The organism is Aliihoeflea sp. 40Bstr573, from assembly GCF_024105655.1.
GTDB lineage: Bacteria > Pseudomonadota > Alphaproteobacteria > Rhizobiales > Rhizobiaceae > Aliihoeflea.
This window is the reverse complement of record NZ_JAAAMH010000008.1, coordinates 15,463-28,596: the sequence shown is the minus strand read 5'-3', so window position 1 is coordinate 28,596 and position 13,134 is coordinate 15,463. Positions and strand designations below refer to the sequence as shown.

The 13,134-nt window shown below is 62.0% G+C and carries 15 protein-coding genes; 8 read left to right on the top strand and 7 right to left on the bottom strand.

Annotation, left to right across the window (positions count from 1 at the left end; genetic code table 11):
- Nucleotides 1-2 precede the first annotated feature (2 nt).
- The 3 genes from GTK01_RS11570 to GTK01_RS11560 all read left to right on the top strand — a co-directional run bounded on the left by GTK01_RS11570 (nt 3) and on the right by GTK01_RS11560 (nt 3,434).
- On the top strand, nt 3-1,577 hold the full coding sequence (locus GTK01_RS11570) for an alpha/beta hydrolase (protein WP_252926045.1): 1,575 nt from the start codon (nt 3-5) through the stop codon (nt 1,575-1,577).
- A 503-nt stretch (nt 1,578-2,080) separates the two neighbouring features.
- Nucleotides 2,081-2,512 carry a hypothetical protein gene (locus GTK01_RS11565; protein ID WP_252926044.1) on the top strand — a complete coding sequence of 144 codons (432 nt, stop codon included), beginning with the start codon at nt 2,081-2,083 and terminating at the stop codon, nt 2,510-2,512.
- A 13-nt stretch (nt 2,513-2,525) separates the two neighbouring features.
- On the top strand, nt 2,526-3,434 hold the full coding sequence (locus GTK01_RS11560) for a DMT family transporter (RefSeq protein ID WP_252926043.1): 909 nt from the start codon (nt 2,526-2,528) through the stop codon (nt 3,432-3,434).
- A gap of 6 nt (nt 3,435-3,440) precedes the next feature.
- Here the strand turns inward: GTK01_RS11560 and GTK01_RS11555 are convergent, their stop codons facing one another.
- Entirely contained in the window at nt 3,441-4,232 is a 792-nt protein-coding gene (locus GTK01_RS11555; protein ID WP_252926042.1) for a DUF1206 domain-containing protein, read from the bottom strand.
- Between the two features lie 156 nt (nt 4,233-4,388).
- On the opposite strand from GTK01_RS11555, the gene GTK01_RS11550 reads away from it, so the two are divergent.
- The 3 genes from GTK01_RS11550 (at nt 4,389) to GTK01_RS11540 (ending at nt 5,925) form a co-directional block, all read left to right on the top strand.
- Complete coding sequence (locus tag GTK01_RS11550; RefSeq protein ID WP_252926041.1) at nt 4,389-4,604, top strand: hypothetical protein; 216 nt, start codon at nt 4,389-4,391, stop codon at nt 4,602-4,604.
- A gap of 57 nt (nt 4,605-4,661) precedes the next feature.
- Nucleotides 4,662-5,282 (top strand): flavodoxin family protein, encoded by a 621-nt coding sequence (locus GTK01_RS11545; protein ID WP_252926040.1) that lies wholly within the window; start codon nt 4,662-4,664, stop codon nt 5,280-5,282.
- A gap of 67 nt (nt 5,283-5,349) precedes the next feature.
- On the top strand, nt 5,350-5,925 hold the full coding sequence (locus GTK01_RS11540) for a hypothetical protein (RefSeq protein ID WP_252926039.1): 576 nt from the start codon (nt 5,350-5,352) through the stop codon (nt 5,923-5,925).
- Here the strand turns inward: GTK01_RS11540 and GTK01_RS11535 are convergent.
- From GTK01_RS11535 to GTK01_RS11525, 3 genes are all read right to left on the bottom strand, one after another.
- Nucleotides 5,922-6,134 carry a hypothetical protein gene (locus tag GTK01_RS11535; protein WP_252926038.1) on the bottom strand — a complete coding sequence of 71 codons (213 nt, stop codon included), beginning with the start codon at nt 6,132-6,134 and terminating at the stop codon, nt 5,922-5,924. The two genes, GTK01_RS11540 and GTK01_RS11535, sit on opposite strands and share 4 nt — an antisense overlap.
- 296 nt (nt 6,135-6,430) lie before the next feature.
- Nucleotides 6,431-7,648, bottom strand: coding sequence for a mandelate racemase/muconate lactonizing enzyme family protein (locus tag GTK01_RS11530; protein WP_252926037.1), 1,218 nt, complete (start codon nt 7,646-7,648; stop codon nt 6,431-6,433).
- Nucleotides 7,649-7,696: 48 nt separating this feature from the next.
- Complete coding sequence (locus GTK01_RS11525) at nt 7,697-9,325, bottom strand: GMC family oxidoreductase (RefSeq protein ID WP_371924340.1); 1,629 nt, start codon at nt 9,323-9,325, stop codon at nt 7,697-7,699.
- A 133-nt stretch (nt 9,326-9,458) separates the two neighbouring features.
- Between GTK01_RS11525 and GTK01_RS11520 the strand changes: the two genes are divergently transcribed.
- Entirely contained in the window at nt 9,459-9,848 is a 390-nt protein-coding gene (locus GTK01_RS11520; RefSeq protein WP_252926036.1) for an acyl-CoA thioesterase, read from the top strand.
- 31 nt (nt 9,849-9,879) lie between these two features.
- Here GTK01_RS11520 and GTK01_RS11515 read toward each other — a convergent pair whose 3' ends face one another.
- Nucleotides 9,880-10,272, bottom strand: coding sequence for a helix-turn-helix domain-containing protein (locus tag GTK01_RS11515; RefSeq protein WP_252926035.1), 393 nt, complete (start codon nt 10,270-10,272; stop codon nt 9,880-9,882).
- A gap of 89 nt (nt 10,273-10,361) precedes the next feature.
- On the opposite strand from GTK01_RS11515, the gene GTK01_RS11510 reads away from it, so the two are divergent.
- On the top strand, nt 10,362-10,958 hold the full coding sequence (locus GTK01_RS11510; protein WP_252926034.1) for an NADPH-dependent FMN reductase: 597 nt from the start codon (nt 10,362-10,364) through the stop codon (nt 10,956-10,958).
- On the opposite strand, the gene GTK01_RS11505 is transcribed toward GTK01_RS11510, so the two are convergent.
- Both GTK01_RS11505 and GTK01_RS11500 read right to left on the bottom strand, forming a co-directional pair.
- The gene (locus tag GTK01_RS11505) at nt 10,955-12,250 is read right to left on the bottom strand and encodes a hemolysin family protein (protein ID WP_252926033.1); all 1,296 of its coding nucleotides are present in this window, start codon (nt 12,248-12,250) and stop codon (nt 10,955-10,957) included. The two genes, GTK01_RS11510 and GTK01_RS11505, sit on opposite strands and share 4 nt — an antisense overlap.
- A 47-nt stretch (nt 12,251-12,297) precedes the next feature.
- A complete protein-coding gene (locus tag GTK01_RS11500) occupies nt 12,298-13,125 on the bottom strand; it encodes an extensin family protein (protein WP_371924329.1) in 828 nt (275 codons plus the stop codon).
- Between the last annotated feature and the right edge of the window lie 9 nt (nt 13,126-13,134).

Below are 13,134 nucleotides of genomic sequence, written 5' to 3'. Positions count from 1 at the left end.
CGATGGCAGATCAATGGCATGTAAGCTGGCTAAAGGAGGGTGTCGAAAGGTGGAATCAACGGCGCAGAAAAGTAGAATTTTCTCCCGACTTATCTGGGATCCGATTTTTTGATTTCCTGCCGCCGGACTTTCGGGATGCACCAAAGACTTCGCGATACTTCGAGCGCATAAATCTATCTGACGCGAATCTAACGGGTTCTGATCTATCGACTCTAAATTTCTCCAAGGCTGATTTCTCGGGTGCGATTTTGCTTAACGCAAATATGTCGAAATCGAATTTTGACGGCGCAATATTTTTGAATGCGAATTTGCTAGGCGCAAACGCATCTAGATCATCATTTGCAGTATCAGTTTTCACTAATGCGGACTTTAGTGATGTTTCTCTCAAGGATGCCGACATTGGCCGCTCTATAATTATCGCGAGCAACGTGTCGTTGGCGCAAATCCGCGAAGCATCTGCCAAGCCCGAGCGCATTTTTCCAACGCAGTCTGCATATCAGCAGTATCAAGAGGCTGGCGACGGTGGGACCAATTTCTTGGCAGATCGAAGCGAGAAGGCGGGAAGTGGCCGCCTAGGGGATGAATTAGATCGGCGGAAACGCAAAAACAGATACGATGTATTCTTCGGCACTAACAGATGCCCGGTTTTTGAAAGAGGCTCGCTAGTCGACTTCGATTCAAGCAAGAATTCTAGTTTAAATTATGGTGTTTGCGAAGTAATCGTTCCCGAAGGCCATAGGGTCGGTTCGCTGGGTTCTCCGTTGTGGAGGAGGCTTTTCAATAAGCAAGATGATAGAATTAAGATCGTTGGATTAATTTCGTTGAACAACGATCTGTTCTGGGATTTAATGAGGCAAACCTCACTGCGAATGAAAATTCGAGAAAAGCCAACTATATTTGTCCATGGCTTTAACACCAGTTTCAAAGACGCGGTCTTGCGTGCCGCCCAGATTGGCTACGATCTTGGGTTGGGCCAGGGAATTGGCCTGTTCAGTTGGCCTTCTAAAGGTAGCATTCCAGCGTACAGTGCTGATGAGGCTTCCGCCGAGGCAAGTAAGTATGATTTAGCAAGATTTATACAGCAATTTGTAGAGAGGTCGGAGCAGAAAAGTGTCAATATTATATCGCACAGTATGGGTTGCCGTGTAACGCTTGGTGCATTGGAATTGCTGTCCAATGGCCACAAAAAGGTGCTGAAATCTGTTGATCAAGTCATACTTGCGGCAGCAGACGTAGATTCTTCTATAATGCCGAATTTGAGCGTTGCTGCCCTAAAGTATTCGCGACGAACAACGTCATACATATCGGACCAAGACAAGGCGCTTTCGCTATCCGGTTGGTTACATGGATATCACCGAGTAGGAGTGATGCCGCCAACTTTCGTAATTAGTGGGATGGATACGATCCTCGTTAACGATATGTCATTGGGTGAGTTCGGTCACGGGTACATTGGGGCAAATCGATCGGTGTTGGGAGATATTTTCAGTTTGCTTAAGTCCAACGCTGCGCCCGAAGATCGACACGCAGTCGAACCGGTATCTTTGCAGGGCATCGAGTATTGGCGCATAAGAAACTGAATTCGCTTGGCGTGGGCTATATCGTCATCGGTCCGGTAGAGATTTGAGCGTAACGATTGAGCAATGCAGCATTCAGCTTAACGATTGTCTGGTTCGCCATAAGCCTCCACGACAAAAACTTATCCCCACCCCCGCCACCTCCCTTATCATCCCTCCATCGCCCTTGCGGGAACCGGAGCCGGAACCGGGTTTTGGGAGGGCGGCGGTGACTTCCCCCGGAGGCGTGGTTCGCCGAAGGCTCGTGAAGGCACGGAACAGGCCGGCGTGGTGAGGCGCGCGCGTCAGCGCAACCCCAAGCCATGCGGGAAAAGCCGCGGGCGTCCCTAAAAGGATCGTCTGTGACCGGCCGAGAGCGTGACAGCCACCGACGGACGGCCGTTCGGGTCGCAATACCAAAAACAAACTGGCGAACCGGACGGCCGCCCGTTTCCCGACCCATCCCGCTCCCGGCAAACGGGCGCGGCCGCTTTCGCACGCCCGAAATCCAGCCGAGGAGACAGACCATGCAGGACGAGCCTTACGATCCGAAAAGCTGGGAGCCGCGCGAGGTCCGCATCGCCCGCCATGTCGGCGTGCTGCGCGAGGGGATCGGCGCGCTCGTCGCCGCGCCGCCCTATCCCGAGGCCGAAATCCTCACCGCGTTCCGGCTCAAATCCGGCATGGCCGGCCTGCCGCATTTTTGCCCGCGCGCGACTTGCCGGCGGGCAGGTTCCTGCCGCGCGGGCGACATCGAAGCGGGCGCTGCCTGCGGCGGGCAGTTCGACGCGGCGACGGAGCGCGACTTTCAGGCCATGGCCCTCGGCATCCTGATCGCCTGGCGTGCGCAATGCGCCCGCGCCGGGCGCGATGCGGCGGCGCTCGCGCGGTGGTCCGGTCCCGAAACGGCTGCTGCGCCATTGTCGCGGGGAAGGCGTGCCGCTAAGCGGAAGGGATGACCCAAGGTAATTCATGACCCAGGATCGGCCGATGCTCGGCATCCTCCTGATGATCGGCTTTTGCGCCATCGCGCCGCTCGGCGATGCGACGGCGAAAATTCTCGGCGACGCGATCCCGCTTGTGCAGCTTCTGGCCGTCCGCTTCGCCGTTCAGGCCGTCATCTTGCTGCCGATCATCTTCGCCACCGGCATCTCGCTCAAGATGAGCCCCTATGTGCTGCGCATGACCTTCCTGCGCACCGCGCTCCACATCATCGGCATCGGCGCGATGTTCACCTCGCTGCGCTATCTGCCGCTGGCCGACGCCGTCGCCATCGCCTTCGTCATGCCGTTCATCATGCTGGTGCTGGGGGCGACGATCCTCGGCGAGGAGGTGGGCCCGCGCCGCATCGCCGCCTGCGCGGTCGGGTTCATCGGCACGCTGCTCGTGGTGCAGCCGAGCTTCGCCGAGGTCGGCTGGCCGGCCTTCCTGCCGATCGTCGTCGCCTTCACCTTCGCCTTCTACATGCTGGTCTCGCGGCAGATCGCCAAGGCATGCGACCCGCTGGCGCTGCAGACCGTTTCCGGCTTCATCGGCACGCCGGTGCTGGTGCTGATCCTCGCGCTGACATGGGGGCGGACGGATTCGTTCTTCGGCATCGTCACGCCGAACGCGACCGAGACCTGGCTGCTTCTCGGCATCGGCGTTCTGGGCACCTGCGGGCACCTCTTGATGACGTGGTCGCTGCGCTTTGCGCCGTCGGCCACCGTCGCGCCGGTGCAGTATCTGGAAATCCCCTTCGCCACCTTGATCGGCTGGCTGATCTTCGTCGACCTGCCCAACGGCCTCGCCGCCATCGGCATCGCCATCACCATGGCCGCCGGGCTCTACATCCTGTTTCGCGAGCGCAGCCTGGCGCAGCCGAGGCCGTCGGAGGCATGATGCAGGTCAGGCATCTTCCACATTGATGCGGCGGTAGAGCGCCTGCGTGAAGGAATAGGCGGCGAAGGCGAGAAGGCCGACGCCCATCGCCGCGAGCAGCCAGCTTCCGGCGGGCAGGGACTGGACGAATTCGAGCGCCTGTTCCGAACCCACATCCTCGCCCGTTCCGTTGCCGCGCCAGGCCTGAAGCGCGACGAGGAAGGCGAGGATCGCGAACACTGTGCCGCGGGCGATCAGCCCCGTCTTGGCGATCGGGTGGATCACCTTCATCTTCGCCGCATCCGCCTGGATGTGATCGGCATATTTTTCCCGCACCGCCTTGACGACATGGGCGATGGCGGCCCCCGCCAGGCATGCGGCGATGACGGTGGAGACGACGCCCGTTCCAACGAAACCGGCGATCGTGTCGGCAATGCTGCCTCCGGATTCGCCCTGCGAACTTGTCCCCCGGATGCGCGAGGCCGTGTATAATGCGAGCGTGGAATAGGCGATGGCGGAAGCCATCAGTCCACCCCTGACCGCTATGCCCTTGGCGTCCGTTCCATGGTTGTCGGTGTCGAACACGGCCTGGATCGTTCGCCACAGTGCGTAGCAGGCAAGACCGACGACGAGGACGTAGGCGAGGGCGATGCCGAAGCCGCTTTGCAGCAGCCTGTCGAGCGCGTCGCGCGAGCCCATCGTCTCGCCAGACCCGATCGCGGCGGTCGCGGCGAAGAAGCCGATCACCGTGTAGATCAGCCCCCGCGCCGCATACCCGATGCGTGCGAATGGCCGAAACCATGCTTTTGCCTGATGCATTCCTGGACCCCTCTTCGTGTCCCCCGGCAATGCATGACAAACCATCCGGTTCCGCCGTTAACCACGAGTGCCCAAGACAGAGATGTGATCGAACCACCCATGGAGCAGACCGTTCTGCCGTCCTAGATTGCCCGCCAGACGACGGACTGCTGATTCATGAAATCCCCTTCGATACCCTCCGCGCTCGTGCTTTCCATGCTCGCCGCTCTCGTGCTGACCACATCCGTCATGCGCCCGATCGACATCGCGCGGGCAGCGGAGACGGCTGCGCGGTGCGCGGGATATGAGCAGCTAACCATCCTGCTCGGGACCTCGCACCACGTGCAGCACTTTTCGATGCGACGGTGCATGGACATGATCGGCCGCAACTAGGAAACTTCCGGCAAAGAGCTGCGTTCGGCCACCAAGGATTTCGCGAAAGGGAACCCCATGGCCGCCAAACTCACCGCCTTCGCGCTGAACTGTTCGCTCAAACCTTCAAGCGCCGCCGAAACATCCTCCACCGACAAGATGCTTGCGGACCTGCTCGACGCGTTCGAACCCCATGACGTGACCGGCGAGATCGTCCGGGCGCTCGACCACGACATCAAGCCGGGCGTCGAAAGCGACATGGGCGAGGGGGACGGGTGGCCGGCGATCCGCGAGCAGATCATTGCCGCCGACATCTTCATCCTGGGCACACCGATCTGGATGGGCCAGCCGTCCTCGGTCGCCAAGCGGGTGCTGGAGCGGCTGGATGCGTTTTTGGGCGAGGCGGACGACAAGGGCCGGATGCCGGCCGCCGGCAAGGTGGCGCTGGTCGCCGTCGTGGGCAACGAGGATGGTGCGCATCACTGCCATGCCGCCTGCTTCCAGGCGCTGAACGATGTCGGCTTTACCGTGCCGGCCAATGCGGGATGCTATTGGGTCGGCGAGGCGATGGGCTCTGTCGATTACAAGGACCTCGACCAGATCCCGAAGTCGGTGAAGGAAACGCTCGGCATGGCAGCGTCGAATGCGGCGCATCTGGCGCGTCTTTTGAAGGGCGAAACGTATCCGGGCATTGGCTAGAAGCTGAATCAAAACCGTCTGTTAAGATTTACTCTTTAGCAATTCTCTCAAGACGAGAGGATTTGCGATGCGTATCGTGTTTGTCGCCGTTCTCGTGGCGCTGGGCCTGTCGGCCTGCGCCTCGGCTCCCAGCAACACCACCAATTCATGCTCGATCTTCGCGCAGCGAAGCGGCTTCTTCGAGAACTGGCGGCGCGACGCGCAGCGCGTGGAGCGCGAGTTCGGCGTTCCCGTCCCGATATTGATGGCGACGATTTATACGGAATCGAACTTCGAGCCCCGCGCGCGTCCACCGCGCACGAAGCTTTTCGGCGTCATTCCGTGGAAGCGGCAATCGACGGCGTATGGCTATTCGCAGGCGCTGGACGGGACATGGGAGCGGTATCAGCGCGAAACGGGACGGTTTGCGGCGCGGCGAACCAATTTCGGCGACGCCATTCACTTCGTCGGTTGGTATCATAACACCAGCAACCGGACGAACGGCATCGCCAAGACCGACGCCTACAATCTCTATCTCGCCTATTATTCGGGACATGCGGGCTATGCCCGCGGCTCATGGCGCGGCAATTCCGGCGTTCAGCGCGCGGCGCAGCGAGCGACCTCGATGGCGAACCAGTATGCCGGCCAGTTGCAGGGCTGCTAGGCTCTCAGGCCGGCATCGACCAAGTTGAGGTTGTGGCGGGGTCCGCGCCGGTAGGCGTCGCGCATCTTGGCTTCGACCGCCGCACGGCGCAGGGGCTCTTTTTCAGATAGCCCCAGTTCTTCGAATACCGCATCGATCGCATCACGCAACCGGTTGTCGTCCTGTATTTCCAAGTGCCCAGAGCGGGCCCGCAAAGCAGTTAGAGCCATCGTGGCCTCCCGTATTCTCGCCGGAATGCAGCCACGCATTCCAGGCTCGGCCAGATCTGACGCTGGCCATGATTGATGGTACTGCGAGCATTCGAAAGAAAAGAGGCGCCGGCCATCACTCTTCCCGCCGCAATGAAATGATTGCGCGAGCGAAAGGCGGCACCCCTTGACCCAAGGGAAATTTGCACGGCGGTCGTATTTTAGCGAATCACGTTTTTCTGTAACGGCGATCCGGTCGTGGAACGGCGCATCGCCCTGGGTCCGAAAATTCGTCCAAGGCGCTGAAATCGTTGCCTTTATGGGAAGAGTGGTCGCGGCTCCATAGCCAGATGCAAGGCATCTCCATTCCATGGGTGCGCTTCGGCAACTGCCTCGTTGAGTTCCACGCCGAGGCCTGGTTCCTTTGACGGAATGACCCAGCCATCCTCCCAGTCGATTTTTCTGGTCAGAAGGTCTCCATGAAATCCATCCCAGGTCCTGATCGATTCCAGGATCAGGAAATTGGGCAGGGTTGCCGCGAGCTGGATGTTGGCGGCGCCGACGATCGGACCGCAATAACAGTGCGGAGCGACCTGGATATGATACGCCTCGGCCATCGCCGCGATCTTCTTTGTCTCCAGGATGCCGCCGGAGCGGCCCAGATCAGGCTGGAGGATCGAGGCGGCGCGCTGCTCGATGATGCGCGCGAATTCCCATTTGGTCGTCAGGCGCTCGCCGGTCGCGATGGGGATCGATGTTGCGCGGGCGACTTCGGCCATGACCTCGGGCATGTCGGGCGGGACGGGCTCCTCGAACCAGAGCGGGTCGTAGGGCTCGATCGCCCTGGCCATGCGCCGCGCACCCGACGCGGTAAACTGGCCGTGCGTGCCGAACAGGATATCTGCACGGGTGCCAACCGCCTCGCGGATCGCCTTGACCATGCGCGCGGACAGGTCGATGTCGACAAGGCGCGGCTGGTGGCCGTCAAAGGCGGTATAAGGGCCGGCGGGGTCAAGCTTTACGGCATTGAAGCCCTGATCGACATAGGCAAGCGCGCACTCGGCGGCGAGGTCGGGGTCGTTATAGACATTGCGATCGGCGTTGTCGGCTTCGTTCGGATAGACGCTGCCGGTCTGCGGATAGAGATAGGTGTAGGTGCGCAGGCGCTCGTGAACCTGGCCGCCAAGAAGCTTGTAGACCGGCTTGTCCGCCTCCTTGCCGACAATGTCCCAGCAGGCCATCTCCAGCGCTGAGACGCAGCCCATCATCGAGATGTCGGGGCGCTGAGAGAAGCCCGACGAATAGGCGCGGCGGAAAAAATTCTCGATGTAGTGCGGGTCGGTGCCGACGAGATAGCGCTCGGCAACATCCTCGATCATCTTCGCGGTAAGGTGAGGGCCGAAGGTGGCGCTGTAGGCTTCGCCGTAGCCTTTGACGCCGCCATCCGTGGTCAGTCGCACGAAGATGAAATAACGCCCGCCGGCCTGCGGCGGCGGGTTGCCAACGACCCATGTCTTGACGTCGGTGATTTTCATGCTTGCTCCTTCAACTTAGTTGGCGACGGAGTGGTGGGGTCCCTGACATCAATCCATATCCTCCAGCACCATCTGCGCACCCTTCCAGCCTGTCATGATCGCGGCCGCGTTCGTGTTGCCGGCGACGACGCTCGGAAAGACCGATGCGTCGATGATGCGCAGGGCTTCGATGCCGTGGACCCTGAGTCGCGGGGTAACGACGGAGTTGGAAGGGTCGGGGCCCATGCGACAGGTGGAGACGGGATGGTAGACCGTGCCGGAGCGGCGACGGAAATCGTCGATGAGCGCCTCGTCGTCCCGGACGGATGGGCCGGGGAGCACTTCTTCCGCGATCAGGCTGCGCAAGGCGTCGGTTTCGGTGAAGCGGCGCAGAAACTTCACGGCGGCCAGCATCTCCTCGACGTCGTGGTTGGTGGAGAATGCATTCGCGACAATCTTCGGATGCTCGCTCGGGTCGGCGGAGCGGATCATGATCTCGCCGCGGCTGGTCGGGCGGCAATTGGAAAGACCGATGGAAAAGCCGGGCCACGGGTCGGGCGACAGGATCGGCCGCTCGCCGGGGCGCGGCAGGACGGTCGAGAAGGCCTGGAAATAGAGCTGCATGTTCGGGCGGTCGAGGTCCGGGCGCGTGCGGAAGAAGCCGCCGCCCTGGTTCATCGACATTGAGAGCGGCCCGTCGCGGGCGAGCAGATATCGTGAGCCCGCGAGCAACTTGCCCCACCATGGACGCAGCAACTGGTTGAGAGTCCTTTCCCGCGCCTTGAAGGTGTAGTTGATGCCCTGATGGTCCTGCAGGTTGCAGCCGACATGTGGATTGTCGTGCCGCACGTCGATGCCGAGTGCGCGCAGGTGATTGGACGGACCGATGCCGGAGAGCTGGAGCAATTGCGGCGAGTTGACCGACCCGCCGGCGACAATGACCTCACGACCGGCGCGGACCTCGATCCGGCGGCCATTTTTCAGATACTCGATGCCGACAGCGCGATTGCCTTCAAAGAGGATGCGCGTTGCCAGCGCATTCATTTCCACGTGCAAGTTGGGCCGCTTCATCGCGGGGCGCAGGAAAGCGCGGGCGGCGGACATGCGACGGCCATCGCGTGTGGTGATCTGGTAGACGCCGATGCCCTCCTGGGTCTCGCCGTTGAAATCCGCGTTCCGGGCAAGGCCAAGTTCCACGCCGGCGGCGATGTAGCGCTTCGTCAGCGGATGGACGTGGCGGGTCAGGTCGGTGACATGGACCGGGCCGCCGGTCCCACGATATGAATCCGCGCCGGCTTCGTTGTCCTCGATCTGGCGGAAGACCGGAAGCACGTCGTCGTAGCCCCAGCCGGCGTTGCCCGCGTCGCGCCAATCGTCGAAATCCGACTTGTGGCCCCTGATCCAGACCATTGCGTTGATCGAACTGGAACCGCCCAGGATCTTGCCGCGTGGCCAGTGGTCGGCATTGCCGCCAAGGCCCGGATCGGGTTCGGCGCGGTAGTTCCAGTTGACGCGCGGATCGAAGAAGGTCTTGCCGTAGCCGAGCGGCATCTGGACGAAGAAGCGCCGGTCAGAGCCGCCGGCTTCAAGCACGAGGACCGAATGGCGGCCCGAGGCAGACAGTCGCTCGGCGACGACCGAGCCGGCCGATCCGGAGCCGACGATGACGAAGTCGAAGATTTGTGCGGAGGAAGAAATGTCGAAGCCTCACCGGGTGGAGGCGCAAGGTTAGCCGGAGAGCGCAAGCGGGTCGCAACGCCATCCGGCATGGCTTGTGGATTTTCCGACCGGGGGTTACGTGATTACGACATCACATCGCAAAGGACAGGTCATGAATCGCAGCGACGTCAATCCGGTGGGCGAACTCACGCTGCGGACGCTTGCCATGCCCGCCGATGCGAATGCCGCCGGCGACATCTTCGGCGGCTGGGTGATGGCGCAGATGGATCTGGCCTGCGGCATCCGCGCCGCCGAGCGCGCCAGGGGCCGCGTCGTCACCGCGGCGGTGAAGGAAATGTCCTTCGCCAAGCCGATGAAGGTGGGCGATACGCTGTGCATCTATATCGACATCACCAAGGTCGGACGCTCGTCGATGACCTTGCGGGTAGAGGCCTGGGCCCAGCGCTATCTTTCGGACCTGATGGAGCGTGTGACGCATGCGGATTTCGTCATGGTCGCACTGGACACGGACGGCAAGCCGAAGGCCGTCCCTGCCGAATAAAGCCGTTCGCGGATTGATTCCGACAAAGGCCTCAAGCTGCGGAAATGATTTCGGCTTCCGCACTGGCCTGATCGAACGCGGCGCGCGCCGTCTCGACCTTGTGGCGGTTGTCGCGGGCCCATTCGGCCAGTGCACGAACGGGCACGAGCAGGTCGCGGCCGAGCGGCGTCAGTTCGTAGTCCACGCGTGGGGGAATGGTCGGGTAGATGGTACGCGTGACGAAGCCGTCTCGCTCCAGCCCGCGCAGCGTCGTCGTCAGCATCTTTTGCGAAATCGAGCCCAGCATGCGGCGTAACTCGGAAAAGCGGTGGGGGCCATCGCCCAGCGTTTCGATCACGAGCACCGTCCACTTGTCGCCGACGCGCGACAGGATGCCGCTGACTGCGCGGCAGGTGTCGGTCTCGTGCAGGTGACTGAGTGTCAATGAAGTGCCTCCTTGTGAAGCGATAGGGTGGTCACTTATGTAGTGTCGGTATCGAAAAGATACCAATTTTCTGACATCAGGAGTTTCTCATGGCCAAGCCAAAGATTGCAATCGTCATCGGATCGACCCGGCCGGGCCGTTTTGCCGACAAGCCTGCCGCGTGGATCAAGGAACTGGGCGACCGGCGCAGCGACCTTTCCTTCGAGATCGTCGATCTGCGCGACTATCCGATGCCGCTCTTCGACGAGGAAGTCTCGCCGGCCTGGGCGCCGTCGAAGAACGAAGTCGCGGGCAAGTGGCAGGCCAAGGTCGCCGAATTCGACGGTTTCATCTTCACGGCCGCCGAATACAACCACGCGCCGACGGGCGTTCTCAAGAACGCGCTCGACTACGCCGCGGCCGGTTGGGTCAACAAGCCGGCGGCGTTCGTCGGATATGGCGGCGTAGGTGGCGCGCGGGCGGTCGAACAGCTTCGCCTGATCGCCGTCGAGCTGCAGCTTGCGCCGATCAAGACCGCCGTTCACATCATGTGGCCGGTGATGGTCGAGGCGCGCGAAGGCAAGAGCCTCGCCGAGTTCGGCTTCCTCAATGACGGCGCCAAGGCGATGCTCGACCAGCTTTCCTGGTGGGCGAATGCGCTGAAGACCGCGCGGGACGCGGAGGAGAAGGAAGCGAAAGCCGCTTAAGGCTCATTGGACACGAGCCGGGTGGCCAGAATCTTGTCGATGCGCCGCCCGTCCATGTCGACCACGTCGAAGCGCCATCCGAGCGCTTCGACCTTCTCGCCGGTCTCGGGAAGGTGGTTGAGATGCGACAGGACGAAACCCGCCACCGTCTCATAGGAGCGGCGGTTGGGCAGTTTCAGTCCCAGCGCCTCGGCCATGTCGTCCGCCGGCATCCAGCCGGAGATGAGCCACGAGCCATCATCGCGCGCGATCAACATCGGCTCTTCATCGGGAGAATCGAAGCGGAAGACGCCGGCGATCGCTTCGAGAATGTCGGTGGGCGTGACGAGACCCTCGAAGTTTCCATATTCGTCGTGGACCAGCACCATCGGGATGTCCGCATTGCGCAAGGTGGCGAGCACGTCCAGCGCGTCGGTATAGTCGTGGACGATCGGCACCTCTTTGATGAGGGCGCGCAGGTCGATCTCCTCGCCGGACAGGAGATGCGCAAGAACGTCGCGCGAACGGACGATGCCGAGCATGCCGTCGATGCCGTTCTCGGCGACCGGCAGGTGCGAATGCTGGGAACTGATCAGCTTGCGGCGTACAACGTCGGGGGCGGAGTTGATTTCGATCCAGTCAACGTCGAGCCGCTGCGTCATGATCGAGCGCACCGAGCGGTCGGCAAGACGCATGACGCCGGCGATCATGCGGCGCTCGTCGGTCTCGATGACGCCGGAGCTTTCGGCTTCGGCCATCAGCGCGTTGATCTCCTCGTCAGTGACCTTCTGGCTCTCTTCGGAATCCTGCCCGAGCAGTTTCAGCACCGCCTTGCCGGAGATGTCGAGGAGCCAGACCAGCGGCAGCGCGATACGCGACAGGAGCTTCATCATCGGCGCGACCTTGACGGCCACGCGCTCGGGGTTCTTCAGCGCGATCTGCTTGGGCACGAGCTCGCCGATGATGAGCGAGCCATAGGTGATGAGCGCGACGACGATGCCGACGCCGAGCGGGTTGGCTACCGAGGCGGGAATGCCGGCCTCGAGCAGCCAGACGGAAAGGCGCTGGCCGAGCGTCGCGCCGGAAAAGGCGCCCGAGAGGACGCCGACGAGCGTGATGCCGATCTGCACGGTGGAGAGGAAGCGGCCGGGATCGGAAGCGAGGCCGATGGCGCTGCGAGCGCCGGTGACGTGGTCGTCGGCCATCGCCTTGAGGCGGGCAGGGCGGGACGACACCACGGCGAGTTCCGACATGGCAAGGACGCCGTTCACGCAGATGAGCACGACGACGACAGCGATTTCGATTGTGAGCATGATCCCCACTTCGTAGCAAAGGCGCTCTCGTCAGGCGAGCGGGAAAATCACTTGCAGGCGACGTAGCCGTTGCGCCGGCCCTTCAGGTCGAAGTGGAAATGGTCGGCGTGGGCGGCATTGTAGCCAGGGCCGAGCACCGTGGTGAAGTAGGAGCAGCCGCCGCGGCGCACGTTTTTCAAGAGGCTCTTTTCGCGGAAGGCGAACCAGCCGGGCTTGCGCACGTCGATGTCGCGGCCGCTGTTGAGCTCGATGCGCATGACATCCAGCGCATTGCCCTTGGAATGTTCGGACGCGGTGTTCGTCCCGGCGATGCGGCGGCACGAATAGCTCGACCCCTGATGGATCGTCTTGACGCCCGAGAGGTATTTCCAGCGGGCGGAGGGGGCGAGTTCCTCGCGGGTCCAGGTCGCGAAGGCGAGGGCCATCTGGCAGTTGAGCGTCGCGGCCGGCTGCATCCTTATGTTGCCGGCAAGGCTCGACACCTGGATCGGATGATCGATGCGGCACGACCCGCCATCGTTGATCGGGGCCAGATCGCGATAGGTGACGCCCATGCGGCGCAGGCGCTGGCGGCACTGGGCCTCGTCGGCGGGCATCGACATGCCCTGTGGCGCGGAAGGTTGGTTGAGGCGCGGATAGCCGACCATCATCGGATTGGACGGCACGAGACGCTGCAGGCCGGTCTGCTGCGCGACGGGCGCACGCGGCGTGACGGCTGCGATCGAGGAGGTGTAGCCGACATCGGCGCGCGGCTCGGGCGACATGACGTCGATGACAGAACAGGAAGTGAAGGCAATGGCGCCTGCCGCAACCGCGAGAACGCTCGCGACGGCGCGGACCTTGCCCGGCAAATACGCGCCGAACGCTTTACGCATGATACTGAA

What these genes read in the sequence shown, in the direction of transcription:
- GTK01_RS11570 (WP_252926045.1), top strand. Translation starts at nt 3, where the DNA reads ATGGCAGATCAATGGCATGTAAGCTGGCTAAAGGAGGGTGTCGAAAGG.
- GTK01_RS11565 (WP_252926044.1), top strand. Translation starts at nt 2,081, where the DNA reads ATGCAGGACGAGCCTTACGATCCGAAAAGCTGGGAGCCGCGCGAGGTC.
- GTK01_RS11560 (WP_252926043.1), top strand. Translation starts at nt 2,526, where the DNA reads ATGACCCAGGATCGGCCGATGCTCGGCATCCTCCTGATGATCGGCTTT.
- GTK01_RS11555 (WP_252926042.1), bottom strand. Translation starts at nt 4,232, where the DNA reads ATGCATCAGGCAAAAGCATGGTTTCGGCCATTCGCACGCATCGGGTAT.
- GTK01_RS11550 (WP_252926041.1), top strand. Translation starts at nt 4,389, where the DNA reads ATGAAATCCCCTTCGATACCCTCCGCGCTCGTGCTTTCCATGCTCGCC.
- GTK01_RS11545 (WP_252926040.1), top strand. Translation starts at nt 4,662, where the DNA reads ATGGCCGCCAAACTCACCGCCTTCGCGCTGAACTGTTCGCTCAAACCT.
- GTK01_RS11540 (WP_252926039.1), top strand. Translation starts at nt 5,350, where the DNA reads ATGCGTATCGTGTTTGTCGCCGTTCTCGTGGCGCTGGGCCTGTCGGCC.
- GTK01_RS11535 (WP_252926038.1), bottom strand. Translation starts at nt 6,134, where the DNA reads ATGGCTCTAACTGCTTTGCGGGCCCGCTCTGGGCACTTGGAAATACAG.
- GTK01_RS11530 (WP_252926037.1), bottom strand. Translation starts at nt 7,648, where the DNA reads ATGAAAATCACCGACGTCAAGACATGGGTCGTTGGCAACCCGCCGCCG.
- GTK01_RS11520 (WP_252926036.1), top strand. Translation starts at nt 9,459, where the DNA reads ATGAATCGCAGCGACGTCAATCCGGTGGGCGAACTCACGCTGCGGACG.
- GTK01_RS11510 (WP_252926034.1), top strand. Translation starts at nt 10,362, where the DNA reads ATGGCCAAGCCAAAGATTGCAATCGTCATCGGATCGACCCGGCCGGGC.
- GTK01_RS11505 (WP_252926033.1), bottom strand. Translation starts at nt 12,250, where the DNA reads ATGCTCACAATCGAAATCGCTGTCGTCGTCGTGCTCATCTGCGTGAAC.
- GTK01_RS11500 (WP_371924329.1), bottom strand. Translation starts at nt 13,125, where the DNA reads ATGCGTAAAGCGTTCGGCGCGTATTTGCCGGGCAAGGTCCGCGCCGTC.